The sequence below is a fragment of the Rhodococcoides fascians A44A genome, assembly GCF_000760735.1.
GTDB classification, from domain to species: Bacteria; Actinomycetota; Actinomycetes; order Mycobacteriales; family Mycobacteriaceae; genus Rhodococcoides; species Rhodococcoides fascians_E.
Window position 1 is genome coordinate 2,568,781 of the sequence record NZ_JMEX01000008.1, and the last position, 22,910, is coordinate 2,591,690.

The 22,910-nt window shown below is 65.0% G+C and carries 20 protein-coding genes; 6 read left to right on the forward strand and 14 right to left on the reverse strand.

What is annotated here, in order from left to right; translation table 11 throughout:
• Position 1: 1 nt before the first annotated feature.
• On the reverse strand, positions 2 to 934 hold the full coding sequence (locus BH95_RS24305) for a LysR family transcriptional regulator (RefSeq protein ID WP_019663768.1): 933 nt from the start codon (positions 932 to 934) through the stop codon (positions 2 to 4).
• 141 nt (positions 935 to 1,075) lie between these two features.
• Here BH95_RS24305 and BH95_RS24310 point away from each other — a divergent pair, with 141 nt between their 5' ends.
• Together BH95_RS24310 and BH95_RS24315 are read left to right on the forward strand one after the other, a co-directional pair.
• Positions 1,076 to 2,473, forward strand: a complete 1,398-nt coding sequence (locus BH95_RS24310; RefSeq protein ID WP_019663767.1) for an SLC13 family permease — start codon at positions 1,076 to 1,078, stop codon at positions 2,471 to 2,473.
• A 108-nt stretch (positions 2,474 to 2,581) separates the two neighbouring features.
• Complete coding sequence (locus BH95_RS24315; protein ID WP_037184666.1) at positions 2,582 to 3,718, forward strand: PrpF domain-containing protein; 1,137 nt, start codon at positions 2,582 to 2,584, stop codon at positions 3,716 to 3,718.
• Positions 3,719 to 3,721: 3 nt separating this feature from the next.
• Here BH95_RS24315 and BH95_RS24320 read toward each other — a convergent pair whose 3' ends face one another.
• Genes BH95_RS24320 through BH95_RS24340 form a run of 5 tightly spaced genes read right to left on the reverse strand, consistent with a single transcriptional unit; the run spans position 3,722 to position 8,582 of the window.
• Positions 3,722 to 4,198 carry a RidA family protein gene (locus BH95_RS24320; protein ID WP_037184667.1) on the reverse strand — a complete coding sequence of 159 codons (477 nt, stop codon included), beginning with the start codon at positions 4,196 to 4,198 and terminating at the stop codon, positions 3,722 to 3,724.
• Positions 4,195 to 5,853, reverse strand: a complete 1,659-nt coding sequence (locus tag BH95_RS24325; RefSeq protein WP_037184668.1) for a M24 family metallopeptidase — start codon at positions 5,851 to 5,853, stop codon at positions 4,195 to 4,197. Before BH95_RS24325 ends, BH95_RS24320 begins: the two co-directional genes overlap by 4 nt.
• 31 nt (positions 5,854 to 5,884) lie before the next feature.
• Positions 5,885 to 6,658, reverse strand: coding sequence for an ABC transporter ATP-binding protein (locus BH95_RS24330; protein WP_037184669.1), 774 nt, complete (start codon positions 6,656 to 6,658; stop codon positions 5,885 to 5,887).
• A gap of 25 nt (positions 6,659 to 6,683) precedes the next feature.
• On the reverse strand, positions 6,684 to 7,706 hold the full coding sequence (locus BH95_RS24335; RefSeq protein WP_037184670.1) for an ABC transporter substrate-binding protein: 1,023 nt from the start codon (positions 7,704 to 7,706) through the stop codon (positions 6,684 to 6,686).
• Positions 7,707 to 7,727: 21 nt separating this feature from the next.
• A complete protein-coding gene (locus tag BH95_RS24340; RefSeq protein ID WP_231383853.1) occupies positions 7,728 to 8,582 on the reverse strand; it encodes an ABC transporter permease in 855 nt (284 codons plus the stop codon).
• A 490-nt stretch (positions 8,583 to 9,072) separates the two neighbouring features.
• Here BH95_RS24340 and BH95_RS24345 point away from each other — a divergent pair, with 490 nt between their 5' ends.
• Positions 9,073 to 9,720, forward strand: a complete 648-nt coding sequence (locus BH95_RS24345) for a TetR family transcriptional regulator (RefSeq protein WP_019663760.1) — start codon at positions 9,073 to 9,075, stop codon at positions 9,718 to 9,720.
• 165 nt (positions 9,721 to 9,885) lie between these two features.
• Here BH95_RS24345 and BH95_RS24350 read toward each other — a convergent pair whose 3' ends face one another.
• Positions 9,886 to 10,491 carry a DUF6636 domain-containing protein gene (locus tag BH95_RS24350; protein WP_037184671.1) on the reverse strand — a complete coding sequence of 202 codons (606 nt, stop codon included), beginning with the start codon at positions 10,489 to 10,491 and terminating at the stop codon, positions 9,886 to 9,888.
• A complete protein-coding gene (locus tag BH95_RS24355) occupies positions 10,491 to 11,045 on the reverse strand; it encodes a hypothetical protein (RefSeq protein WP_037184672.1) in 555 nt (184 codons plus the stop codon). Before BH95_RS24355 ends, BH95_RS24350 begins: the two co-directional genes overlap by 1 nt.
• A gap of 227 nt (positions 11,046 to 11,272) precedes the next feature.
• Here BH95_RS24355 and BH95_RS24360 point away from each other — a divergent pair, with 227 nt between their 5' ends.
• The 3 genes from BH95_RS24360 to BH95_RS24370 are packed head-to-tail and all read left to right on the forward strand — an operon-like array spanning position 11,273 to position 16,992.
• Positions 11,273 to 15,682, forward strand: coding sequence for a non-ribosomal peptide synthetase (locus tag BH95_RS24360; protein WP_037184673.1), 4,410 nt, complete (start codon positions 11,273 to 11,275; stop codon positions 15,680 to 15,682).
• A 50-nt stretch (positions 15,683 to 15,732) separates the two neighbouring features.
• Positions 15,733 to 16,224: a DUF2231 domain-containing protein gene (locus BH95_RS24365; protein WP_027498834.1), complete on the forward strand. Its 492-nt coding sequence runs from the start codon at positions 15,733 to 15,735 to the stop codon at positions 16,222 to 16,224.
• A gap of 48 nt (positions 16,225 to 16,272) precedes the next feature.
• On the forward strand, positions 16,273 to 16,992 hold the full coding sequence (locus tag BH95_RS24370) for a VIT1/CCC1 transporter family protein (RefSeq protein ID WP_019663753.1): 720 nt from the start codon (positions 16,273 to 16,275) through the stop codon (positions 16,990 to 16,992).
• 12 nt (positions 16,993 to 17,004) lie between these two features.
• Here BH95_RS24370 and BH95_RS24375 read toward each other — a convergent pair whose 3' ends face one another.
• From BH95_RS24375 to ahpF, 6 genes are all read right to left on the reverse strand, one after another.
• Positions 17,005 to 17,889, reverse strand: coding sequence for a M56 family metallopeptidase (locus BH95_RS24375; RefSeq protein WP_037184674.1), 885 nt, complete (start codon positions 17,887 to 17,889; stop codon positions 17,005 to 17,007).
• Positions 17,886 to 18,260, reverse strand: coding sequence for a BlaI/MecI/CopY family transcriptional regulator (locus tag BH95_RS24380; RefSeq protein ID WP_347876820.1), 375 nt, complete (start codon positions 18,258 to 18,260; stop codon positions 17,886 to 17,888). Before BH95_RS24380 ends, BH95_RS24375 begins: the two co-directional genes overlap by 4 nt.
• A gap of 96 nt (positions 18,261 to 18,356) precedes the next feature.
• Positions 18,357 to 18,872: a WhiB family transcriptional regulator gene (locus BH95_RS27935; RefSeq protein ID WP_052060161.1), complete on the reverse strand. Its 516-nt coding sequence runs from the start codon at positions 18,870 to 18,872 to the stop codon at positions 18,357 to 18,359.
• 9 nt (positions 18,873 to 18,881) lie between these two features.
• Entirely contained in the window at positions 18,882 to 20,060 is a 1,179-nt protein-coding gene (locus BH95_RS24390) for a glycerate kinase (protein ID WP_037184675.1), read from the reverse strand.
• Between the two features lie 94 nt (positions 20,061 to 20,154).
• A complete protein-coding gene (locus BH95_RS24395) occupies positions 20,155 to 21,291 on the reverse strand; it encodes a CdaR family transcriptional regulator (RefSeq protein WP_037184676.1) in 1,137 nt (378 codons plus the stop codon).
• Positions 21,292 to 21,313: 22 nt separating this feature from the next.
• A complete protein-coding gene (gene ahpF, locus BH95_RS24400; RefSeq protein ID WP_037144949.1) occupies positions 21,314 to 22,897 on the reverse strand; it encodes an alkyl hydroperoxide reductase subunit F in 1,584 nt (527 codons plus the stop codon).
• Between the last annotated feature and the right edge of the window lie 13 nt (positions 22,898 to 22,910).

The following is a 22,910-nucleotide window of genomic DNA, read 5'->3' on the forward strand; positions in this document are numbered from 1 at the left end:
CTCACGCCGTTGCAGGGGCTCCTGCGATGCGGTCCGCGGCACCCCGCAGGGCGCTGGAGATCGCGTACATCGCGGGTGTGTACTGGCGGCGGGCAAGCGACGCGATGTAGATGACGCGTGTCGGAACGTTGTCCTGTGCGCGGAAGCGAACGGTCTGTACATCCGGGCGATGGTGTACCACTGCAAGTCTGGGAACCATTGCAATGCCGACTCCGGCGGCGACCATGGCTTCGATCTCCTGATAATCGTGGGCCTCGTACACCACTTCCGGCTCGAATCCTGCTGCGCGGCAACTGCGGAACAACACTTCGGCGGCCGGGTGGTCGCTGCTACGGATGATCCACCTCGACTTCTCGAGGTCGGACAGGGCAACTTCCCTGTCTGCGTGAGTGTCGGTGATCGGGCGGAGCAGGAGAGTCTCGTCCTCCATCAACGATTCGAGCGACAGCGACCTCTCGGCTTCCTCCGTCCATGCGTAGCTCCACAGCAGGGCCAGATCCACTTCGCTGGAGTGAAGCATGTCCAGCAGCTGAGGGCGTACCGCCGACCTGACGCGGACGTCGACCCCCGGCCATCGTGCGTGGTAGTCCTTCAGTGCGTCCGAGAGCAGTGATGCGCTGACGGTGGGGAACGAGCCGAGTCTCACCGATCCACGCGTCAATCCGCGGATTGCTTCGAGATCGCCGCTTGCCGCCCGCATCTCACGGCGGAACAGTCGGGCCCTGCTCGTGAGGATCTCTCCTGCTTCCGTCAACTGGACGCCGCGGGGGAGCCGTGTCAGGACCGGCTGTTTGATGCTGTGTTCGAGCTTGGCGATGCGTTGGGACGCAGCGGACGGGGTCATGTTCGCACGTTCGGCGCCTGCGGTCAGCGAACCCGCCTCGGCAATGTCGAGCAGGAGGAACAGAGTCACCACGTCGAAAGAATGCTGCACGGCCGGTCTGCTTTCAGTTGAGCTAAACGAGTTGGTAGCAGAACGATATTGTTCTGAACGGCAGAGGTCAATAATGTGACGTGGACAACGTTCAAGCGCTGAATGTAACCAAGGATCGACCCAGCCACCGAAAGACCTCCCATGACCTCCATCGAGTTACTGCCACTCGTCGCCCTGGTCGCGATGTTCGTGATTGCAACCTTCTTCCCGATCAACATCGGAATCCTCGGCTTCATCGGCGCGTTCGCCGTCGGGTACTTCGCGCTCGGATACGACGACAAGGAAATCCTCACGGCCTTCCCGAGTTCGATCGTCCTGACCATCGTCGGCGTCACCTACTTCTTCGGAATGGCGAAGAAGAACGGCACTATCGACCTACTGGTGAACAGCTGTATCCGGGCCGTTCACGGCCGAGTGACGGTGGTGCCGTGGGTGTTCTTCTTCGCCGCATCGGTACTCACCGCGTTGGGGACGTTCAGCCCGGCGGCCGTCGCGTTGATCACGCCCGCCGCGATGGGATTCGCCGCTCGCACCAGGATGAGCCCTCTGGTCATGGGCATCATGGCCATCAACGGCGCTCACGCAGGCGCCTTCTCACCGATCTCCGTGTCGGGTGTGCTGGTCCGCGACATCGTCGAATCCAACGGGCTGTCCATCAACCCGTGGACCCTCTTCTTCGCCAGCTACGGCATCAACCTGCTGCTCTCGGTCCTGACCGTCGTCGGCTACGCCACGTTGGCGCGTGTCCGCGGTCTCGAGTACACCGCCACCGGCACCAGCGAACCCGAGCCCACCAGCGGGTCGCGTGACGGCTCACCTCGTATGACTCCCCGGACCGGCGGCGACGGGGGTGCGGGAGTTCCGGCCGGCGGTGGTCGTCAGGCCACGCAGGTTCTCGCCAGGCCAGGCGGCACCGCAGTGCTCGGCGCGCCCGAGCCCGTCACGGCAGTGCAGAAGCTGACGTTGTTCCTCATCGGCGCGCTTCTCGTTCTCGTCCTGGTCCTGCATCTGCCGATCAGCTTCATCGCGATCGGCGCGGGCGCCGTCCTGGCCTTCACCGACTTGAAGAAGCAGAGCGAGGCGATCGCGGACATAAGCTGGTCGACGGTCCTGCTGGTCGCAGGCATGGTCACCTACATCTCGATCCTCGAAGAGGTCGGCACCATCGATCACCTGGCCGAGATGGCAATCACGATCGGCGCACCGATCGTCGTCGCGATCGTTCTCTGTTACGTCATCGGCGTCACCTCGGCATTCGCGTCGTCGACGGCGCTGCTGGCCGCGATCATCCCGCTCGCGATGCCGCTGCTCGGGACCGGAGCGCTGCCCGTCGTCGGAGTGGTGGCTGCCCTCGCGATCTCGGCGACCGTCGTCGACGTCTCCCCGTTCTCCACCAACGGCGCACTGGTGCTGGCCAACGCTCAGAACATCGAGAGACCGCGTTTCTACCGCCAGCTTCTCCTCAATGCAGGCATCGTCGTCGCCATCGCACCTGCGCTGTGCTGGCTGATCCTCGTCGTCGTGCCGGAGATGCTCTGATCGCGTTAAGTTCTCCTGAACCTCACGAACATATTTCGTAATTGTCCTTGACGCGCGGAGAACGCACGCTGGGATCAAGCTTCAGAACATGATCGAAAGGCACACCGGATGTTCACTCTTCGAGGAACCTGGATGCGCGGCGGCACCAGCAAGTGCTGGCTGTTCAATGCCGTGGACATCGACCCCTACATCGCCGACGCCGGGGGACTGGACGCGATCCTGACCGCAGCCTTCGGGTCGGGAGATCCCCGCCAACTCGACGGCGTGGGCGGGGGAAGCTCGACAACGTCCAAAGCAGCGATCGTGCGACGCTCGGCCACCCCCGGCATCGACGTCGACTACCTGTTCGCGCAGGTCGCCGTCGAGAATCGAACCGTCGAATGGGGAAGCAACTGCGGCAACTGCGCCACCGCGATCGGTCTCTACGCGGTGCAGGCGGGACTGGTTCCCGTAGGCAACACGGTCACCGTCGTCCGGATGCGCAACGAGAACACCGGTGCCATTCTCGCCGCGGACATCGCGACACCCGGCGGCCGAGTCCCCACCGAGGGCGACGCCGCAGTGCCAGGCACCACCGCACTCGGCGTCCCCGTCGGGCTGACCTTCACCGATCTTGCTGCCGATCGAGTCTCGCTTCTGCCGACGGGTGAAGCCGTCGACAGGATCGAACTGGACGGGAAGGAGTACCGGGGCACCCTCGTTCGAGCGGGCGCCCCGGCGGCTCTCTTCGACGCCTCGGACCTGGGACTCGGCGGGTCCGAACCCAACGACGTTCTCGGCCTGCATCTGCCGGTTCTCGTAGCACTGCGCAGACAAGCAGCGCTTCGCATGGGACTCAGCGCACCCGACGAGCCGATCACCCACGCGATCCCCAAGGTGGGGGTCGTCGGACCGCCGCGGGACTACCGCACAACCGCCGGTGTCGACGTCGACGCGGCCGACTACGACGTCTCCGTCCGCATGCTGTCGATGATGGCGCCCCATCCGGCCATCGGTCTGACGTCCGCTGTCGCCGTTGCCGCCGCAGCCACCGTCTCCGGTGGGGTGGTCGCCACCAATGCCCGTATCGGATGGCCGGGTTCCATCCGAATCGGCACCGCCGCGGGGGTTCTCGACGTCGACATCGCCCTGGACTCGGCCGGACTGCTGCACTCGGTCACGCTGCGTCGGGCGGTTCGCCGCATCGCCACCGCCGAACTGTTCGTGGCCGTACCGTCGCCGATCCTGGCCTCGGTCGGTGGCTGAACGCTACTGCCTTACAGCGACGACGGCTTCCAGCTCGACCAGAGCATTCTTCGGCAGCACATGCGTCGGCAACGTCGTTCGAGCGTGACGACCCGCAGGGCCCAACACGTCGATCAGAAGTCCCGACGCGGATTCGGCAGCGGCCGGTTGGTCCGTGAAGTCCGGTCCGCTGGCGATCCAGACGGTCAGTTTGAGAACCTGCGTCACGTTCTCGAGTCCGACGGCCTGGTCGATTCTGGCCAGCAGATTGAGAGCGGCGACTTCGGCGGCGGCCGCGGCGTCCTCGGTGGTGGCGTCCACCCCTGCCTTGCCGCTGAGGACCTCTCCGCTCGGGGTCCGCGAGATCTGTCCCGACAGGTACAGCACATCGCGGTGCTGCGTCCAGGCGTCGTACGAGTACGCCGGGGCGCCGAGCTCGGGCAAGCTCAGGTTCCGTTTTGCCAGACGCTGCCGGGGATCGATGGTGCTGGTGTCGGTCATGCCGTGGTCCTGTCGCGTCGAGTGAGGTTGTAGGTTCGGCTCCGGCCGATGAACCAGAGATCTTCGGTTCCGATCGCCACATCTCCGTACCGCCAGGGGATCTCGGCGGCGCCGTACGATCCGACGTCCAAGGCGTGCTTGTACCCGGGACGCAGCTCGTTGGCGAAGGACTCCTGTTTGCCCATGAGATGGCCGACGTTGCGGCGACGATAGATGGTGTCGAAATCGGTTTCCTCGCCCAGCATTCCGATCTCGATCATGCGGGGGAGGTGCGGGGCCAGGAACTGCAGTGTTCCTTCGTGTACGTCCTCGCAGACGACGCCGGGACGAAGTTGACCGATGATGCCCTCCCGCACGACGGTGAAGAAGAACTCGTACGCCTCCTTGGCTGCAGGAGTGCGGGGCAGCGAACGCGCCATGTCGGACGTCGCGACGACGACGCCGTCGATGGTCACCTGCACACCGGCGTCGAGCTGAATGCACGTGGTGTCCCCGTTGATCGGGAAGTCGACGGGTGGGCCAGGGAACAGCATGCGGTTCGACGAGTGCAGGTTGGTGAAATACGGCTCGACGACGAACCCGATGGCATTCTCGGTCGTGAACTTGTCGATGAAGTCGACGTAGCGGCCGTAGATGTCCAGTTCGGTGAACTCGTTGCCTGCGTCGATTTCCTGTTCGGCCCAGGCCAGCGCCTCCTCGATCGCGTACACGCTCGTGCGGGCAGCGATGACCTGGAACGGTAAATCTTCGTGATCGCGGATGTCGCGCCAGTGCGCCAGATCGATCGACGCGGAAACGAGACTCAACCCGGCGTCCACGAGCTGGCCGGCGATCCCGACGGACATGAATTCTTCCTCGATACCGATCCGCTTCCCGGGCACCAGCGCCGCGACGGCCTCGGCGAGAGAGGCATAGTCGCCGACCGCGTCGCCGTACTCGCTTGCGTCGGCGGTGGTGATCACGAACACCCGGTCGCTCCCCGGTGCCCACACCGCGACGTCACCGCGTGCCGACCTGCCGGTGATCTCGGAGAAGTTCGGCGGCGCGAGCACGACCAGACCGTCGACACCGCGTTCGGCGGCAATGGATTCCAAGCCCGTGAAACGAGTGTCCGCGGCACCGAAATCCTCGGTCAGACCCTGCAGGTGCGGGACGTCGGAAATCAGCGCGGTGGCGACGTCGGCCCCACGTCGACGCCAGTCGGTGAACCGATCGACGATCTCCGACGTCGAGATCGCGTGAACACGAACAGGACTCGGAGCGAGAGGTTCGGTAGTGACCGTCAGGCTGTCCGAGAGCGTCAACTGGTGGCTGTAGACCACGTCGGCGTCGAGATGCACGGCGTCGTCGTCGGCAAGGTCCTTCACCAGGGAGGTAAGACTCTGCGCGACGGTGACATCGGCGATGGGACGTGGATCGATGGTGACCCACGGTGCGTAGAAGCGGATGCGCTCGGGGGCGACGCCGGCCGAGAGGACGTTGCCCTGTTCCTGCTGGCGGACGAGGAGGATGGCGTCCTCACCGTCGCGGGATGCGATCAGTGGCGTGACGAGCGGATGAGAGTCCAACCGAATGGCCGAGAACAGCAGACTCTTCCGGGGGTGCAGGCCGAACTCGTCGGCCAGCGTGTCGAGATGTGCGGATAGACGCAACATGAATACTCCTGTCGTTGAAAACTGTTCGAGGTCAGCTGATTCCGGCAGTGACCCCGATGTGCGACTCGACTTCGGTGACGTAGTCGGCGAACGTGGGTGAATAGCGGTGCTCTTTGTCGCGGGGGCGGGGCAAGTCGATCGTGATGTCGGCGATAATCCGGCCCGGGCGGTCTCCGACGACCACGACGCGGTCACCCAGCCAGACGGCCTCGGAGATGCTGTGGGTGACGAAGACGACGCTGCATCCCGTCTTCTGCCAGATGCGCTGGATCTCGAAGTTCATGGTGTCGCGGGTCATCGCGTCGAGTGCACCGAACGGTTCGTCCATCAAGAGCAGCTCCGGGTCCGACACCAAAGCCCGACAGATGGCGACTCGCTGCTGCATACCGCCCGACAACTCGTAGGAGTAGCGCTTGGCTTTGTCCTTCAGCCCCACCATGTCCAGGAGTTCGAGTGCCCTGGCCTTCGATGCGTTGTCGCGAGTGCCTCGGAACTCCAGCGGCAGCAGGACATTGTCGAGGTTGTTGCGCCACGGCAGCAGGACCGGGCTCTGGAAGACCATGCCGATCTCTTCGACCCCCGCGGCGATCGGATCGCCCTTGATGAGCACCTCGCCCTTCGTCGCCGCCTGCAGCCCGGAGATGGTTTTCAGAAGGGTCGTCTTGCCGCTGCCGGACTGGCCGACGATCGAGACGAACTGGCCGTGCTCGACGTCGAAGTTCACGCCGTCGAGTACGACGTTGGTATCACCGTCACGCGATCGGAACGAGACGCCTACGTTGTTGACTTCAACTGCCTTGTTCATTGTTCTCTCCCGGTCAGGTAGGCGGTCATGGTGCGGAGATCTCGTCGGAAGTGGGTAGTGGGTCGATGTAGTCGTTGCTGTAGACCTGTGCGGGCGTCAGCGTCGAGTTCGGATCGAGACCGAGAAACTCTCGGGAGACGTCGATCATCTGTTGGACGCCGTCGTCGGTCATGAGGCCGAAGGGCTCCGACTCCTCGCCGAGGCGATTGTTCAGCGCGCACTGTTCGTCCAGGGCAAGAACGACGGTGCTGGTCTCGTACCCCTGCACCTCCTTGTGGAACGAGTCGGCAGCGCCCTCCGGGTTCTCGCAGGACCACAGGTATGCCTTCTGCAGCGCCCGGTTGAACTTGACGACGCGCTCCGGGTTGTCCTGCAGTTGCTCGTTGGAGAAGACGATTCCGTTGCCGTACAGATCGATGCCGAGGTCGGACCACTTCAACACCACCGGCTCCTTGCCGAGGGCATCGATAGCCGGACCGTCGGATACCGAGAGAGCCAAATTGGCGTCCCACTGGCCCGAGACGAGCCCGGGAATCTTGGCGCTGCTGGCCGCGTGGATCACGTTCACGTCGTCGGCGGAGAGGCCCAACTTGCTCAGGGCGTACGGCCACATGGCCGTCATCGCGCCTGCACCCTCGGTTGCAATGGTTCTGCCCGGCAGGTCTTCCCAACTGTGGATGTCGCCGTCGGACAAGGCAACCACCGCGTAGGCCGACCGGGCCTGCAGCAGGTCCACCTGCGTCACCTGAGCGCCGCGACCCTGGTTGAGGACGGTGACACCGAAATCGGCCCACCCGGCGTCGACCTTGCCGGTATCCACGGCGGCGACGGTGTTACCCGACCCGGATCCGGGCATCACGGTGACGTCGAGGCCTTCCTCCTCGAAGAATCCACGATCCACGGCCGCGAAGAAGGGTGCGTGCTTGGGCAGATATCCGACGTCGACCATCAGTGACATCTTCTCGCCGGATCCTGTTGCGCTACAGGCGGTCAACGGTGCGACGAGGGCGGCGGCGATCATCAACGCCGCAGTGCGTGTCCTACGCATTCTGGTCTCCAGTTCGATCGGTCATTTCGCGTGGGACTTCCAGGGCATGAGCTTCTTGCCGGCGAAGTCGACGACGAAGAACAGAACCAGCGCGATGGCGGCGAGTACGAAGAACGCCGCGAACATGGCGGCCAGATCCACCTGGCTGTTGGCGAGCATGATCACGTATCCGAGGCCCTTCGACCCGGCGATGAACTCGCCGACGACGGCGCCGCCCACAGCAAGGGAGATCGAGATCTTGGCACCGGAGAAGATCGACGGAAGTGCGTAGATGAACTCGATCTTCGTCAGACGCTTCCATGTCGACGCCTTGTTGATCCGCGCCAGTTCCTTCAGCTCGTGCGGAACGGTGCTGAGACCGTCGAACGTGTTGATGACCAGTGGGAAGAAAGCAATTGCCATGGCGACGAACGCTTTCGACTCGAAGCCGAAGCCGAACCACACGATGAACAGAGGTGCCAGGGCGACTTTGGGAATCGTGTCGATCGTGACGAGGGCCGGATAGAGAAACGTCCGGATCGTCGGTGAATAGTGCAGCAGGCCGCCGCACACGATGCCGAGCAACGTGCCGCCGACGAATCCAGCCAGCGCCTCGCCGATCGTCACCCAGGCGTTCGTCGCGAAATAGTCGAAGCGGGAGAACAGTTCGGCGAACGCCGCGACGGGTCCGACCAGAATGTATTCAGGAGGTCGGGTTATCGCCACTGCCAGTTCCCACAGGCCCAACAGCCCGAGGATGCCGACGACGGCTTTGGTGCCGGTGACGAGCGAGTCGCGACGAGGCCACGGCCTGCGGGTCGGTACTCGAACCGGCGGTGCGGCAGGAGTCGGAACGCCTGCGGGCGCTGCGCTTGTCTGTATTTCGGATGCTGTCATGGCCATTCATCCTTCGGTGAGGGATCGAATTCAGGGCTGGATCGTTGTGACCGAACGACGACTGGGGTTGCCGACACGGTGCGGGCTCGACGAGGACTGGTGGGCGCAGGCATTCCGGCGTGCCTGCACCGCTCGGTGGTGCATCTGCTCCCGATTGCGCGATCGGCAGCGACTACTTCGTCTGCATGAACAGGGTTTCACTTTTTGGTGAACTAGGCGAACCGTACAACGTGATCGTCGACACGTCCATAGATCGCCAGCAGACAACGTCCACGCGCTGACCGGTGGAGACAGCTGTTCGTGCCGCTCTACCGGCGTCGATGCCCCAGTTGAATCGACGGATGCCAAAAAGAATGGGCGTGTACCGGCCTTCCGGCCCCGCGATCGACGTCTTCGTCCACCGGATCGGCCTGTGCCGTGGTTCACTGTCTGGTGTAAGTCGCCGAACAGGCGTAGGGAACGAGTGGAGACAGCCAGGGGGTTCGACACGATGTCGACAGCGTCCGAGGTTCAGGGCCGCCGAGGTGCACGCGGCGGGGATGTTCGGGGCAACATCTTGACGGAGGCCATGGCGGAGTTCGCGGCCAAGGGCTTCACCGGCGCCCGAATGGACGACATCGCGCTGCGAACGAAGACGACGAAGAAGATGATCTACTACTACTTCGGCGACAAGAAAGGTCTCTACCGATCGGTGCTCGAGAGCGCGATCGTCAACATTCGCGCCGAGGAGCAGCGGGTTCACGTCGACGAACTCGATCCCGTGGACGCACTCCGGCGCGTCGTCGAGCTGACCTTCGACTACCACGAGCGGAACCCCGACTTCGTCCGTCTGATGGCGAGCGAGAACACGCTCAAAGCCTTCTACCTGGGACAATCTGGGGAGCGCAGCGAACTCGCCGGCCCGGCACTGGATCTACTGTCCGACATCCTCCACCGCGGCCGTGAAGCAAAAGTCTTCAAGGACGGTATCGACGCCGTCGACCTCCACTTCACCATCACCAGCTTCAGCTTCTTCCGCGTCTCCAACCAGTACACCTTCGACTGGCTGTTCCAGTTCGACCCCGTCGCGCCCGAGAACCGGGAGCGTCTTCGAAAAATGCTCACCGACATGGTCATCGGATACGTGACGGTCGGCTGACGCTGCACAGAGTGTGGTCGGAAGACACGAATTGCCCGATACTTCGTCGATTCGGCGCTATTCCGCGAATTCGTGAAGTATCGGGCAATTCGTAGCACTGCGGTCGACGCACGATCACTCATGGACGACGCGCGGTTGTGCGACAGGGCCGCCAGCGGCGAATGGTCAGTACCAGTTCGCTGTTTCCCTCGACAGTTCGAATCCGTGTCCGTTTGCGGTGCTGCACATCATTGCGGTGCGCCTGGATGTACATGTGTATCCGTCGAAGGTGACGGACTGGTCGTACTCGAGTACTACTGGGAACTCCGAGGCGAATACTCCTTGGTTGAAGCAGGTCGGTTCCACTCGGTCCGGGTGCAGGAAGAACCCTTTGGACAGTTCATCGACGGTGAAGGTGGGGTTGGTGCAGGCCGCGCCCCGCGGCACTGGCGCGTCGCGCGATTGGCAGCCGGATCCGTAGGTGTCGGAGGAGATTCGGCAGGAGATGTTCTTGGTGGGCGACGTCCACGCGATGCCGTTGCCGTCGGCGGCCAGGGTTGCCGGATCGACCTGCTCGACCTGCTCGGTCGGTGCGGTCGGTGCGGTCGGTGCGGCCGGTGCGGCCGGGGTTCGAGAAGTGCTCGTCGCCCCGGGGCTCGGGGCGGCAACGTCGTCGGAACTCGCGCATCCACTGAATGCGACTACCGAGAGCGCGATGATCGCGCACGCAGCTGCAGTGCGAACAGGAGCATCCGGTTCGGCGGCGTCACGCGACCGGAAGAACCGCGTCATCAGACGCCGAGCACGGTGACGGCCGGGGTGAGATAACCGAAGTATTCGGGGGCGAGCGGGATCAGTCCGGTCCACCCCGGGACGCGACCGTAGACCACGAGCAGGACCGGTCCGGCGCCGGTCGGTAGCACCGCCGTGCGATCGATGGCCGGGTAGATGCCGTCGAGGGTGCCCGGTACCGCGTTCGGGAGGCCGGTCAGACCGGATCGGCCTGTGCTCAGGTTGACCCAGCCCACGCGCAGGTCCGACGGTTGGTAGTCGAGCCAGCGTTGTACCACGGTGATGTGGCGAGCGGGGTGGTCGATGATCGCGTCCACTTTCGCACCGGGGAAGCCGCCTGTCCGATTCGCGAGGTTGACGGTGTCGACCCCGTTCGCGATAGGCGTGGCGACGGCGGCAAGTCCGGCGACGTCGGCCGGTACACCCACGGCCTGCAGGGCGGCAACGGGGTCGACGGGTGGACTCGCATGAGCTGTGCCCCCGGCGCCGAGCGTCAGCGCGACGGTGGCGGCGAACCCTACGACGAGAGAGGTCAGTGTGGTTCCACGTTTCATGTCGGGCTCCCCGTCTTCTACGAGCGATGTGTGCTCACCGTAGGTGCCGCGGATGCAGAAGTGGCGATTCTCGCCAAGTTGTTACCCGACGTAACCACATTGTGTTCTGCGAACTCGTTGCTGCCGACAAGCGTCGATGCACAGTCGGGGATCGGTCGGTAGTCTTGTACTACTGAGGCTGTAGTAGTTGGGTTCGGTAATGGGGTCGAGTGGTCACTGGGGGATCCATGAAGCATGATGCACTGCCGTTGAGCACGCCGCAGGTCGATATCTGGTACGCGCAGCACATGGTGCCGGACATCCCCTTCGCCATTGCCTACTACGTCGAACTGAACGGAAACATCGACGTCGAGGCGTTGCTGGACAGCGGTGTACGTGCCCACGTGGAATACGGATCGGTGTCCATGCGCGTTCGCGACGACGGGCGGCGTCCGGTCCAGACGTTCACCACCGACGTGCGCGACGCAACCGCGGTGGTCGATTTACGCGGCGTCGACTCGGCCAGGGACACCGCTCTGCGCTGGATGGACCAGGACTGCCGAACCCGCTTTCCGCTGGACGGATGTCTGGTTCGACTGCGGTTGTTCCGTCTCGCCGACGACCATGTCCTCTGGTACACCCGCGCGCACCACATCGCGCTCGACGGATACGCATCGGTGCGAGTACTGGAGCGGGCCGCATCGATCTACGATGCCGTTGTCTCGGGCAAGGAACCGCCGGCGGCAGATGTCTCGACCCCCGAAGCGGTGGTGGACGAGGACCGCAAATACCAGGCTTCGGCTCGCGCGACACGCGACCGGGAGTACTGGCGCGCATCGGCAGTGGAAAACGCTCGCTCTGCCGGAGTGACTCTGGGAAGTGTCGCTGCGCCGCAGGCGATGTCGACGACGATCGTCGGAGCAGGCGCGTCGCCGGATCTCGAGAACCTTGCCGGTTCGCCGACAGCGGGGCACGCGACGTCGAGCATCGTCATCGCGGCCTTTGCGGCGTTTCTCGCGCGTATGACGGACTCGGCGGACGTGCGGCTGTCCCTCCCGGTATCGGCGCGATCGACGGCAGTGCTTCGCAGGGCCGGGTTCACGACGTCGAATGTGGTGCCGCTGGAGTTGGTGGGCATCGGGCGCACGACAGTCGGTGGCGCGGTGAAGATGACCGAGACCGCGCTCGGGTCCGTGCTGCGCCACCAACGGCGGCGGCCCGATGCGGGGCCCAGCGCTCTCGGTGACCTACGTTTTCCTGCAGTGTCTTTCGGCCCGGCGGTCAACGTCATGATGTTCTCCAACAGCATCGCAGTAGGGGGCATCGACGGACAGGTGCACATCCTCACCACCGGTCCCGTGGTGGACCTCGCGGTGGACATCTACCCCGATCGGGGCGACCGGGGGCCGCGGATCGACTTCGAGGGCAACCCGTCCGTGTACCCGCGTCGCGATCTGGCTCGACATCACAGGCGGTTCCTGCACTTTCTCGATCTCTTCACGGCCCCGAACGTCACCGACACCGCCGTCGGGGACCTCGATCTGTTCCTCCCCGACGAATCGTCCACGGCCGCAGCGTCCGTCGGCGCCACCGTGGATGCGAACACAACCCTGATCGATGTATTCGACGAGGCCGTCCGTCTCGTGGGAAACGGAATCGCCGTCGACGACGGTGCGACGGTACTGACGTACTGGGATCTGAACGAGCGTGTCGACCGTCTGGCGCGTGTGCTGAGGCACCGAGGAATCGAAGCGGAAGACACTGTCGCAGTGTGCATGAGCCGCACCGTGGATTCGGTGATCGCGTTCTGGGCCGTCGCCCGTGCGGGTGCGGTGTTCGTCCCGATCGACCCGAGACTGCCCGACGACCGGATCGAGTTCGTTCTCCGAGACAGTCACGCCGTGATCGGCCTCGCAGCGAGGTCCGAGGCACCCGCGGCGGCAAGCGGACTCGAGTGGGTACTCGTCGACGACGCCGTCGAACAGGCATCGCTGCACGACGACCAGGTGTCGAGCAGAGCTCGCCCTGGCAATGCCGCGTACGTCATCTACACGTCCGGTTCGACCGGCACGCCGAAGGGGGTGGTGGTCACACACGAGGGTGTAGCGGGACTGGTACAGCAGATTCGGTCCAGCTACGCGCTCGACCCGACGTCGCGAGTGTGCCACCTGGCATCGCTCGGATTCGACACCTCGGTGGTCGAACAACTTGCCGCCGCGGTGGCGGGAGCGTGCCTGGTGGTCGCGCCGTCCGATGTCTACGCAGGTGACGAGCTGACGAACCTGCTCGCCGACCGACGAGTCACCCATCTGTTCATCACACCGTCCGCATTGGCGACGCTGGATGCTTCGGCGCTCGACGACGTCGGGACGATCGTCATCGGCGGCGAGTCGTCATCGACCGACATCGTCGACGCCTGGGCGCCGGGCCGGCGGTTGCTCAACGCCTACGGACCCACCGAGACCACCTGTAGCGTCACGATGACCGGTCCGCTGAGCGCCGCAGCCGCAGCCGACGCCGGAATCGGAACTGCCATGGTGGGCGCCGTCCTTCACCTGCTCGACAGGAACATGAGGCCCGTGCCGCCCGGGGCGATCGGGGAGATCTACATCGCGACAGCCGGTGTGGCGCGCGCTTACGCCGATCGCGCCGCAGCCACCGCATCGAGGTTCGTGGCGTATCCCTTCGGCGGCACCGGAGTTCGAATGTTCCGCAGCGGGGACATGGCGCGGTTGGCCGCACACGGTTCGCTCGTCTTCGTCGGCAGAATCGACGACCAGGTGAAGATCCGTGGCAACCGCGTCGAACTCGGTGAGGTCGACGCGGCACTCCGCCGATACCCGAACGTCGTCTCCGCGGCGTCCGCACTGCGCCGAGGAGGGCGTGGTGAATCGCGGATCGACGGATACGTCGTGTATGACGGGGTCGGATCAGTCGATTCACAGGACATCAGACGGTTCGTCGCGAAGATTCTGCCTGCCCACGCGGTCCCGGCCACCGTTACCGCCGTCGAATCGATACCTCTCACGGTCAACCGGAAGCTCGACAGAGCCGCGCTGCCGGAGCCCGTTGCCGACACGGCATCCGGTTCGATCGAGGAGCCGGCAGAGCCGTTGGAAGTGGTTGTTGCGCAGATATTCACGACTGTGCTCCAGGTGGAACGGGTCGATGTCACGGCGTCGTTCTTCGACCTGGGTGGTGACTCGTTGGCGGCAACCGGAGTGGTGGCGCGCCTGCGGGCGGAACTGGGTGTCGACGTCGGTGTTCGGGATCTCGTCGGTGCTCGGACCGTGCGGGCACTCGCCGCGATCATCGCTACGCGGACTCGGGATCGGTCTTCCATGGACCGTGCCATTTCCGGAGGGTCGAACGGCGTTGCGGTCGTTCCCTTGTCCACGAGCCAAGTCGACATCGATCGCGACTGTCGGCTGCCGCTCTACAATCTGCCGTTCACGGTCGACATCACTGGCCCGTTCGATGTGTCGGCCGCCGAGGCGGCGTTCGTCGACGTGCTCGTTCGGCACCGGACGTTGCGCACTGTGCACCCGGATTCGCCGTGGGGTCCGCGTCAGATCGTCGTCGACGACATGGCGCGGTTGCAGTCCGTCCTCGGCCGTGCATCGTTCGACGCGCACGCTCTCGCCGGCGTCCTCGAAGCACCGTTCGACGTACGATTCGAAATGCCCATTCGGGCAACGCTGTTCGACACAGCGCCCGGCGCCCAAGTGCTCGCGTGTGCGGTGCACCACATCGCTGCGGATGGATGGTCGCTCGGTGTGCTCGCCCACGACTTCTCGGTGGCGTATCGCGCCAGAGCATCGGGCGACGCACCGGCATGGACTGATCTGCCTTTGCAGTACGCCGATCACAGCGTCTGGGATTCGCAGCGATCCCATGCGTCGGCTCTGGACTTCTGGCGCCGCGAGCTGAGTGGCCTTCCCTTCGACACCGAGATCGACACCGACCGCGCCAGGCCGCAGGAGTGGGATTTCACGGGCGGCAGAATCGAATTCGATCTCGTTGGAGGTGATGTCGAGGACGTGAATCTGCTGGCGCGACGGTGCGATGCCGGCAGATTCACCGTGCTTCGAGCAGCACTCGTCGTTCTCGTCTCCACGATGACAGGGCGGACCGACATTGCGATCGGTACACCGATCGCCGGACGAGACGACCCTAGGTACGACCCTCTGGTCGGCATGTTCGTCAACACTCTCGCGATCAGAACCGACATCACGCACACGACGACGTTCGCGGACGTCGTCGCCGCTGCGCACGTCAGTGAGACACGTGCCCTCGACCATTCGAGCGTTCCGTTCGATCGCGTCGCCGCGGAACTGGATCCCGGAACCCACCCGGCGCGTCATCCGCTGTTTCAGATTGCGCTCTCCTTGGACGTCTTCACGGCGTCGCATGTCGACGTCGGAGGCACGCGTTTCGACGTGACTCCGCGCCCGCTCGAATTCGCGAAATGCGATCTGCACATGCATGTCGTCGAGCGTCGTGACAAGGCGGGCGAGGTATCGGGCCTGTCGTTCGCACTCGTCTATCCCACAGTGCTGTTCGATCACGGCACGGTTCGGTCGATCGGTGAGCGCTATGTGGAGATCCTGCGGCGCATGATCCAGAACCCGTCCGATACGTGGACCACAGCATCGTAATACTACAAAGCCTGTAGTATTACGATGGTCCGAACCCGAGGAGACTTGAAGTGTCGACTATCGATGGCTTGCCCGTTCACGTTCTGTTGGTCCACTTCGTCGTAGTGCTCGCCCCGCTCGAAGCCGTGTTGGCCGTGGGGGCAAGTATCTGGCCTGCGATGCGTCGCAGGCTCGTATGGCTCATCGCAGTGCTTGCGCTCGTGACGCTCGTGCTGACCCCGCTGACGACGGATGCCGGTGAATGGCTGGAGAAGCGCGTTCCCGAGTCCACGGTCGTCGAGACCCATGCCGAGTTGGGTGACACGATGCTCTACTTCGCTCTAGCAGCGGTTGTCGTGGCTGCATTGCTCGTCGTCCGCCATCGTCGCGATCTACGTGGGATTCGTCCGGTGAAGTGGCAGTCGATCGCCGTCGTCCTGATCGCCGTCGTGGTGGGAGCAGCGACGATCGTGCAGGTCTATCGGATCGGCGAATCCGGTGCCCGTGCGGCGTGGGAAGACGCTTTCACCTCGGCGCCGGCGCAGGATGGTCCAGTCCGCTGACGGGTGATCCCCACCGGTCCTCGGACAGTCGGTTCACAGGAGGTGAGCATGCCGGACTCCGTTCCCGGTACCCACGAGGCAGAACCGCACCGTGACATCGGCGGCCGCTTGAACTGGCTACGCGCCGGAGTTCTGGGTGCCAACGACGGCATCGTATCGACCGCCGGCCTGGTCGTCGGTGTTGCCGCTGCCACCGTCGAGCGTGGTCCGGTGCTGACCGCGGGCATTGCAGGCCTGGTTGCCGGCGCGGTGTCGATGGCGCTGGGTGAGTACGTGTCGGTGAGCACACAACGCGACACCGAGCGATCGCTGTTGGACAAGGAACGCCGTGAGCTCGAGGACGAGCCCGAGCAGGAACTGGCAGAGCTTGCCGCGCTGTACGAAGCCAAAGGCCTGTCGCCGGCGACGGCCATGACGGTCGCCCAAGAATTGACCGCGAGCGATCCCTTCGCAGCCCACGTCGACGCGGAACTGGGTATCGATCCGGATGCGCTGACCGATCCGTGGCAGGCAGCGGGGTCATCGGCGGTGGCGTTCGTCAGCGGAGCTCTTCTCCCACTGCTTGCCATCGTTCTTCTGCCCGCGTCCGTCCGGATCCCGGTGACCTTCGTCGTCGTGCTGATTGCACTCGCCGCGACGGGCACGATCAGTGCGAGGCTCGGCGACGCGCCCGCTCGACCCGCCGTGACGAGAATCGTGATCGGGGGAGCGTTGGCCATGGTTGTCACCTACGGTATCGGGCAACTCGCGGGTGTCGCCGGGATCTGACGGCGGCGTTTCTCACCGGAAGACCGAGGTGGGAGTTTCCCCGGCTTCCGGCGAGATCACGTCCTGCACGACGTCGGCGAGGGCTATGGACATTGCCGAGAACGCCACGATCAACACGACCGCCGCGACAACGACCGGTCGACGTTGGGGCGGTGGCGCGGGTTCGGTCAGTGCGCGGACACGCCGCACGACGTCACCGCCGGTACTGGACAGTGCGGTCGTGTTCCGTTCGACGTGTGCGCGGAGCAACGCGGTCCGCGCGAGCGCCGACATCGCGGCGCGCCTGTTGTGCAGTGCTGCCGCGTGTTCGTCGGCATGGCGCTCCGCGGCATGACGGACGTGTCCGACGACCGGCCGCAGCAGGGGATTCAGCTGGGCTGCGATCTCCACCATCTGCGTCCAGGCACTGTGTCGGAAACGGAGATGTCCACGTTCGTGCTCGATCACGGTCTGCAGTTCGGTGTCCGACAGCATCTCGACGAGCGCGGTCGTGACGACCACCGCACCACCTCCCGACGCGACGGCGAAGGCATCCGGTTCGGTCGACTCGACGACCACCGTCCCTCCGTTCGTACGCGCGGATGCTGAGAACGGGCGTGCGTCGCGCGCACTGACGACGACCCGACGACAGTGGGCCACGACGGAGGCGAGCCTCCACACGACCCAACCGAGTACGACTACCCCCACTCCGATGAGTGCTGCGTTGCCGGACGCACACAGCACGGATCCGAGGGCTGCACTGGATGCGACGACGCCGAAGGCCGTGACGGCGGCAAGGACAGGGACCACGACGACCGTGGAGTACGGAGAACGATCGTCGGCCGTGCGGTGTGCGTACGTTCTCAGCGCAACCGACATGATCCACGGGAGTGCGGCGACGACGACGAAGAGTGTCATGTCTCGCCGTCGGAGGAGTTCCGAGACAACAGTTCACGAAGTACGACTTCGTCTTCGGGGTCGAGCGATGCGACGAAGTTGGCCAGAACGTCTGCCCTTTCCGCGCGCGTGTCGAGTTCGGTGCGCATTCGCATGGCCGCACGCAGAGCAGGCAATTCGTCGACCGGCGCCCGGAGTGTGTAGACGTACGAGCGCCCGCGTCGTTCGCGATCGACGAGCCTCTTGCCGTGCAAACGGACCAATGCCGTCATCACGGTCGTATGGGCGAGGTCGGAACCGAGCAGATCCCTGGCCTCGGCCACCGACAGTTCTCGGTGTTCCCCGAGCAGCTGAAGGACCGACTCCTCCAACTCGCCAGACGCTCTCCGCACGATCTCGCCCTCACTGTCGACCTGGTGACCAGGATAGGTCACGCCGAGCTCGGCATCGTGTGTGCGGAGCAACCGAACTGCTCGACGCGCGCAGAGTCAGGGTTTCGTCGGCGGCCGGTCCGCGGTGACGGGCTGCGCCGAGTCGGGGCGGGAAATGCGCCGGTAGGGCCGCTGTGGTGGTCCGATGCGGTGCATACGACGCGGCGGCTGCTCGGTCTCGTCGATCTTCTCCACTGCCGGGGGTTCCGGGGGCTGTGGTGTCGGTGCCGGTGGTGTCGGTGGTGTCGGTGCCGGCCCGATGTCGAACGAGGCACCGGCCAGGGCCCGTTCCTTCGATGTGGTGGCACCCCAGATGCCGTGCGGCTCGGCGGCTTCCAGTGCGTAGTCCCTGCAGGTGCGCATCACCGGGCAGCCGGTGCAGATGGCTTTGGCCCGAGCTTCCATGGCCGCGAGCGATCTACCCCGCGCGGTGGTCGGCGGGTAGAACAGCACAGGGTCCTCGTGTCTGCACGACCCACGCAGCTGCCAATCCCACTGCTCGGCGACGGGCTGAGGCAGGCTCGGCGGCAACGAACGGTAGCGCGTGACGGCGGAATGCGGATCGAGCGACATCGTTCTCCTTCACACCGCCGCGTGCTGCGCGAGCGTCTTGTACAGGCCTGCGACGTGCGCGGCCGTGTCGTGTACCAGTTCCCCTGTCCGCGAAGACATGTCCGCGAGGGTGGACGGACCCGCCGCGATGGAGAAGGCCGCGGCGATCCCCGCGTCGCGTATCTCCTCGGGCGTCAAGACGACCCGTCCGGCGATGACGACGACGGGGCAGGTGGGAGGCGCGGTCCGTCGCACACCGGCAACGACCTTGCCTCGCAACGACTGCGAATCGAAGGATCCCTCGCCGGTCACGATCATGGATGCGTCGGAGCACAGTTCCTCGAACCCGATAGCACTCATGACCATGTCCGATCCGGGCATCAGCTGCACATCGAGGTAGGCCGCAAGAGACGCAGGCAACCCGCCCGCCGCGCCCATGCCCTCGGTCGTGGTGACGTCGGTCCCGGTGGCGGATTTCAGCACGTCGGCGAGATGCGCCAAACCGGAGTCGATGGTCTCCACGTCCGTCGGGGTTGCGCCCTTCTGCGGCCCGAACACCGCTGCGGCACCGCTGTTCCCGAGCAACGGATTGTCGACGTCGACGGCGATCCGAACAGTCACCTCGCCCGCGCGCGGATGCAGGCCGCTGACGTCGATGCTGTCGATATCGGCCAGACCGGCGGCACCCGGCTCGACGACGCTGCCCGCGCCGTCGAGAAACCGTGCGCCGAGGGCGGACAGGAAACCTGTACCGCCGTCGTTGCTCGCGCTCCCGCCGATGCACAGCAGGATCTCGGAGACCCCGTCGTCGAGAAGTTGCCGGGCGAGTACGCCCACGCCGTGACTGTCCGCTCGCAGAGGCTGCAGCGGGGCGTCGGATACGTGAGGGAGACCGTTGGCTTCAGCAGCTTCGATGACGCCGGTCCTGCCGTCGGCGGACACCGCGATCCGCGCGGATCGGGGTCGTCCGATCGCGTCGACGGTGTCGATCTCGCTGATCCGCGCGTCGAGGGATGCTGCGAGCGCATCCAGCGTCCCCTCCCCGCCGTCGGCCATCGGGCATTCGACGATCCGCGCATCCGGTCCCAGCACGTCCCGGAAGCCGTCGGCCATCGCCGACGCCACGTCGGCGGCCGTGCCGGAGCCCTTGAACGAGTCCGGGGCAACGACGATCGTGGTTCGCCGCGCGTCGGTTCTGTGCTGTTCCATGACAGTAGGTTAGGTCACCGACTCCGGTCGAGGTATGGGCTTCGTGCACATTGTTCGAGTGAAATTGTGGCAGATATCGGTGCACGGCGCACAGTCATCGACGGATGTCGTCCGCGTCGACCCGTCGGGCCGACGCGAGAGCCAGCTTCATGGCCACGGCGTCGTCGAAGACCCGTAGGTCCAGCCCCGTCAGTTGCTCGATGCGGTTCAACCGCTGCACGACGGTGTTCCGGTGGGTGTGCAGAGCGGATGCCGTCGTCACGATCGACAGATTGTTCTCGATCAGTACTGCCGCGGTCTCGCGCAACGCGTCCGACAGTGGGCCGACGATTCGCCTCGCGGAGTCCAGCGCGATGGCCTCGGGCTGACGGCCGACGAGGATGTCGATGTCGAGTGCGGTGAGCTCGTGGACGACGCCGTCCGGCAGGTGGTGCCGGAGCAGTACGTCCATCTGCTGCACGTCGACGACCAGTTCGGGCGTGGAAGCCCCCACACGCCCGGTGACGACGGAGGCGCCTGCCGTCCGCAGTCGATCGACGACGACCGCGCGGGTGCTCGCGTCGGACGAACCGACGAGGAGCCACAGTGTGGTGTCGCGTTCCCATGCGACGACGTTGCCGATGCCCACCACGCTGTTGCGGAACCGACCGAGCGCAGCGGGGCCGGTCGACGTACTGCGGGCAGTCACGATCGACCACGGCGGCCGGATCGGTCTGCCCACGTCGCGGAGCATGGCCACGACGCGGGCCTCGGACACTCGGGAATCGACGATAATCGCGTTCAGTAGATCTCGCAGCGACGATTCCCTCCACCGCGCGTCGTCGAGGTGCTGCTCCTGCTTCAGCAGAAGCGACACGGTGAGCACGAGGATGCGGGCGAGAGGCTCGACGACGGCGGGGTCGCCGGTGATTCCGACGACCCCCACCGCCTCGCTTTCCGCTGCTTCGTTCTTCACCGCTTCGTTCTTCACCGCGCCGGGTTCCGCCCCGTCGTCGCTCAGGTAGAACGGCACGTTCACACCCTCGCGCATGTCCGGATCGGCACCGTCGGCGTCGATCCGGACGACGTCCCCGCGCTCGAGTGCTCGCACCGCGCCGTCGTGCAGCGTGCCCAGGCGCGCTGGATCGACGGACGCGATGATGATGCCGTGGGCATCCATGATGTTGACGTTGTGTGCGACGACTGGACGCACTTGGTCGACCACGCGCTGGGCGAGTTCGGCGGTCAGCATCGCCCGAGCGTACCCGGGAGCGTCAGACCGAGACTGCTTCCTCGGCCGGGGTGCTGGTGCGGATCAAGTGATCGAACGCGCTGAGCGCTGCCGTCGCGCCCGATCCTGCCGCGACGATGATCTGCTTGAACGGCGCGGTGGTGCAATCACCTGCTGCGAAGACGCCCGGTACCGAGGTCCGTGCGTGATCGTCGACGATGATCTCCCCGCGCGGGGTGAGATCGACGGTGTCGGAGAGGAACTCGGTGTTGGGCAGCAGGCCGATCTGAACGAACACTCCGTCGAGGTCGACGGTGTGCGCGGTGTCGTTCGTTCGGTCATTGTACGCCAGCCCGGTGACCTTGGAACCGTCGCCGATGACCTGGGTGCTCAGGGTGCTGACCAGGATGTCGACGTTGGGGAGGCTGCGGAGCTTGCGCTGCAGCACGTCGTCGGCGCGCAGGTGCGAGTCGAACTCCACGAGGGTCACGTGCGCGACGATGCCGGCCAGGTCGATGGCTGCTTCGACACCGGAGTTGCCGCCACCGATGACGGCGACGCGCTTGCCCTTGAACAGCGGGCCGTCGCAGTGCGGGCAGTACGTGACGCCCTTGTTCCGGTACTCGCTCTCGCCGGGAACGTTCATCGAGCGCCACCGTGCGCCGGTGGACAGGATCACGCTACGGGAGAGAAGTCGTGCGCCGCTGGCGAGTTCGACCTCGACGAGTCCCTGCGGGGTGGCGGCGGGGGTCAGCTTGGTGGCGTTCTGGACGTTCATGATGTCGACGTCGTACTGGCGAACGTGGTTCTCCAGCTCGGCGGCGAACTTCGGTCCTTCGGTGTACGCAACGGACGCGAAGTTCTCGATACCCATGGTGTCCAGCGTCTGACCACCGAAGCGCTCGGCGACGACGCCGGTGCGAATTCCCTTGCGCGCAGCGTAGAGTGCTGCGGTTGCACCCGCAGGGCCGCCTCCGACGACGAGCACGTCGAACGGGTCCTTCTCGGAAATCGCCGTCGCGGTGCGTTCCGCGGAACCGGTGTCGAGCTTGCCGACGATCTGTTCGAGGGTCATGCGGCCGGACCCGAAGGGCTCACCGTTGAGGAACACCGACGGAACGGCCATGATGCCGCGGTCGTCGACCTCGTCCTGGAACAGCGCACCGTCGATGGCGATGTGCTTGACGTTGGCGTTGAGCACCGACATCACGTTCAACGCCTGCACCACGTCCGGGCAGTTCTGGCAGGAGAGGGAGAAGTAGGTTTCGAAGTAGAAGTCGCCTTCGAGGTCGCGGACCTGGGCGAGCAGCGCGGCGTCTTCCTTGGAGGGGTGGCCACCGACCTGCAACAGCGCGAGCACGAGCGAGGTGAACTCGTGTCCGAGCGGGATACCGGCGAACTGAACCTCGATGTCGGTGCCGATCCGGCGGATGGCGAACGACGGCTTGCGTGGGTCGGTACCGGTGCGGGAGTGGGTGACCGAGTCCGACAGGCCGGCGATCTGGTCGAGGAGTTCGCCGAGCTCGACGGACTTGGGTGCGTCGCCAAGAGAGGACACGAGCTCGATCGGCTGCGTCACGTTCTCGAGCAGGGACTTCAGTTGATTGGCAAGTGCGGCGTCGAGCATGAGGTGTACTCCT

Excerpts from the sequence above, each read along its gene's own strand:
- BH95_RS24310 (WP_019663767.1), top strand. The coding sequence starts at position 1,076 with ATGACCTCCATCGAGTTACTGCCACTCGTCGCCCTGGTCGCGATGTTC.
- BH95_RS24315 (WP_037184666.1), top strand. The coding sequence starts at position 2,582 with ATGTTCACTCTTCGAGGAACCTGGATGCGCGGCGGCACCAGCAAGTGC.
- BH95_RS24320 (WP_037184667.1), bottom strand. The coding sequence starts at position 4,198 with ATGACCGACACCAGCACCATCGATCCCCGGCAGCGTCTGGCAAAACGG.
- BH95_RS24325 (WP_037184668.1), bottom strand. The coding sequence starts at position 5,853 with ATGTTGCGTCTATCCGCACATCTCGACACGCTGGCCGACGAGTTCGGC.
- BH95_RS24330 (WP_037184669.1), bottom strand. The coding sequence starts at position 6,658 with ATGAACAAGGCAGTTGAAGTCAACAACGTAGGCGTCTCGTTCCGATCG.
- BH95_RS24335 (WP_037184670.1), bottom strand. The coding sequence starts at position 7,706 with ATGCGTAGGACACGCACTGCGGCGTTGATGATCGCCGCCGCCCTCGTC.
- BH95_RS24340 (WP_231383853.1), bottom strand. The coding sequence starts at position 8,582 with ATGACAGCATCCGAAATACAGACAAGCGCAGCGCCCGCAGGCGTTCCG.
- BH95_RS24345 (WP_019663760.1), top strand. The coding sequence starts at position 9,073 with ATGTCGACAGCGTCCGAGGTTCAGGGCCGCCGAGGTGCACGCGGCGGG.
- BH95_RS24350 (WP_037184671.1), bottom strand. The coding sequence starts at position 10,491 with ATGACGCGGTTCTTCCGGTCGCGTGACGCCGCCGAACCGGATGCTCCT.
- BH95_RS24355 (WP_037184672.1), bottom strand. The coding sequence starts at position 11,045 with ATGAAACGTGGAACCACACTGACCTCTCTCGTCGTAGGGTTCGCCGCC.
- BH95_RS24360 (WP_037184673.1), top strand. The coding sequence starts at position 11,273 with ATGAAGCATGATGCACTGCCGTTGAGCACGCCGCAGGTCGATATCTGG.
- BH95_RS24370 (WP_019663753.1), top strand. The coding sequence starts at position 16,273 with ATGCCGGACTCCGTTCCCGGTACCCACGAGGCAGAACCGCACCGTGAC.
- BH95_RS24375 (WP_037184674.1), bottom strand. The coding sequence starts at position 17,889 with ATGACACTCTTCGTCGTCGTCGCCGCACTCCCGTGGATCATGTCGGTT.
- BH95_RS27935 (WP_052060161.1), bottom strand. The coding sequence starts at position 18,872 with ATGTCGCTCGATCCGCATTCCGCCGTCACGCGCTACCGTTCGTTGCCG.
- BH95_RS24390 (WP_037184675.1), bottom strand. The coding sequence starts at position 20,060 with ATGGAACAGCACAGAACCGACGCGCGGCGAACCACGATCGTCGTTGCC.
- BH95_RS24395 (WP_037184676.1), bottom strand. The coding sequence starts at position 21,291 with ATGCTGACCGCCGAACTCGCCCAGCGCGTGGTCGACCAAGTGCGTCCA.
- ahpF (WP_037144949.1), bottom strand. The coding sequence starts at position 22,897 with ATGCTCGACGCCGCACTTGCCAATCAACTGAAGTCCCTGCTCGAGAAC.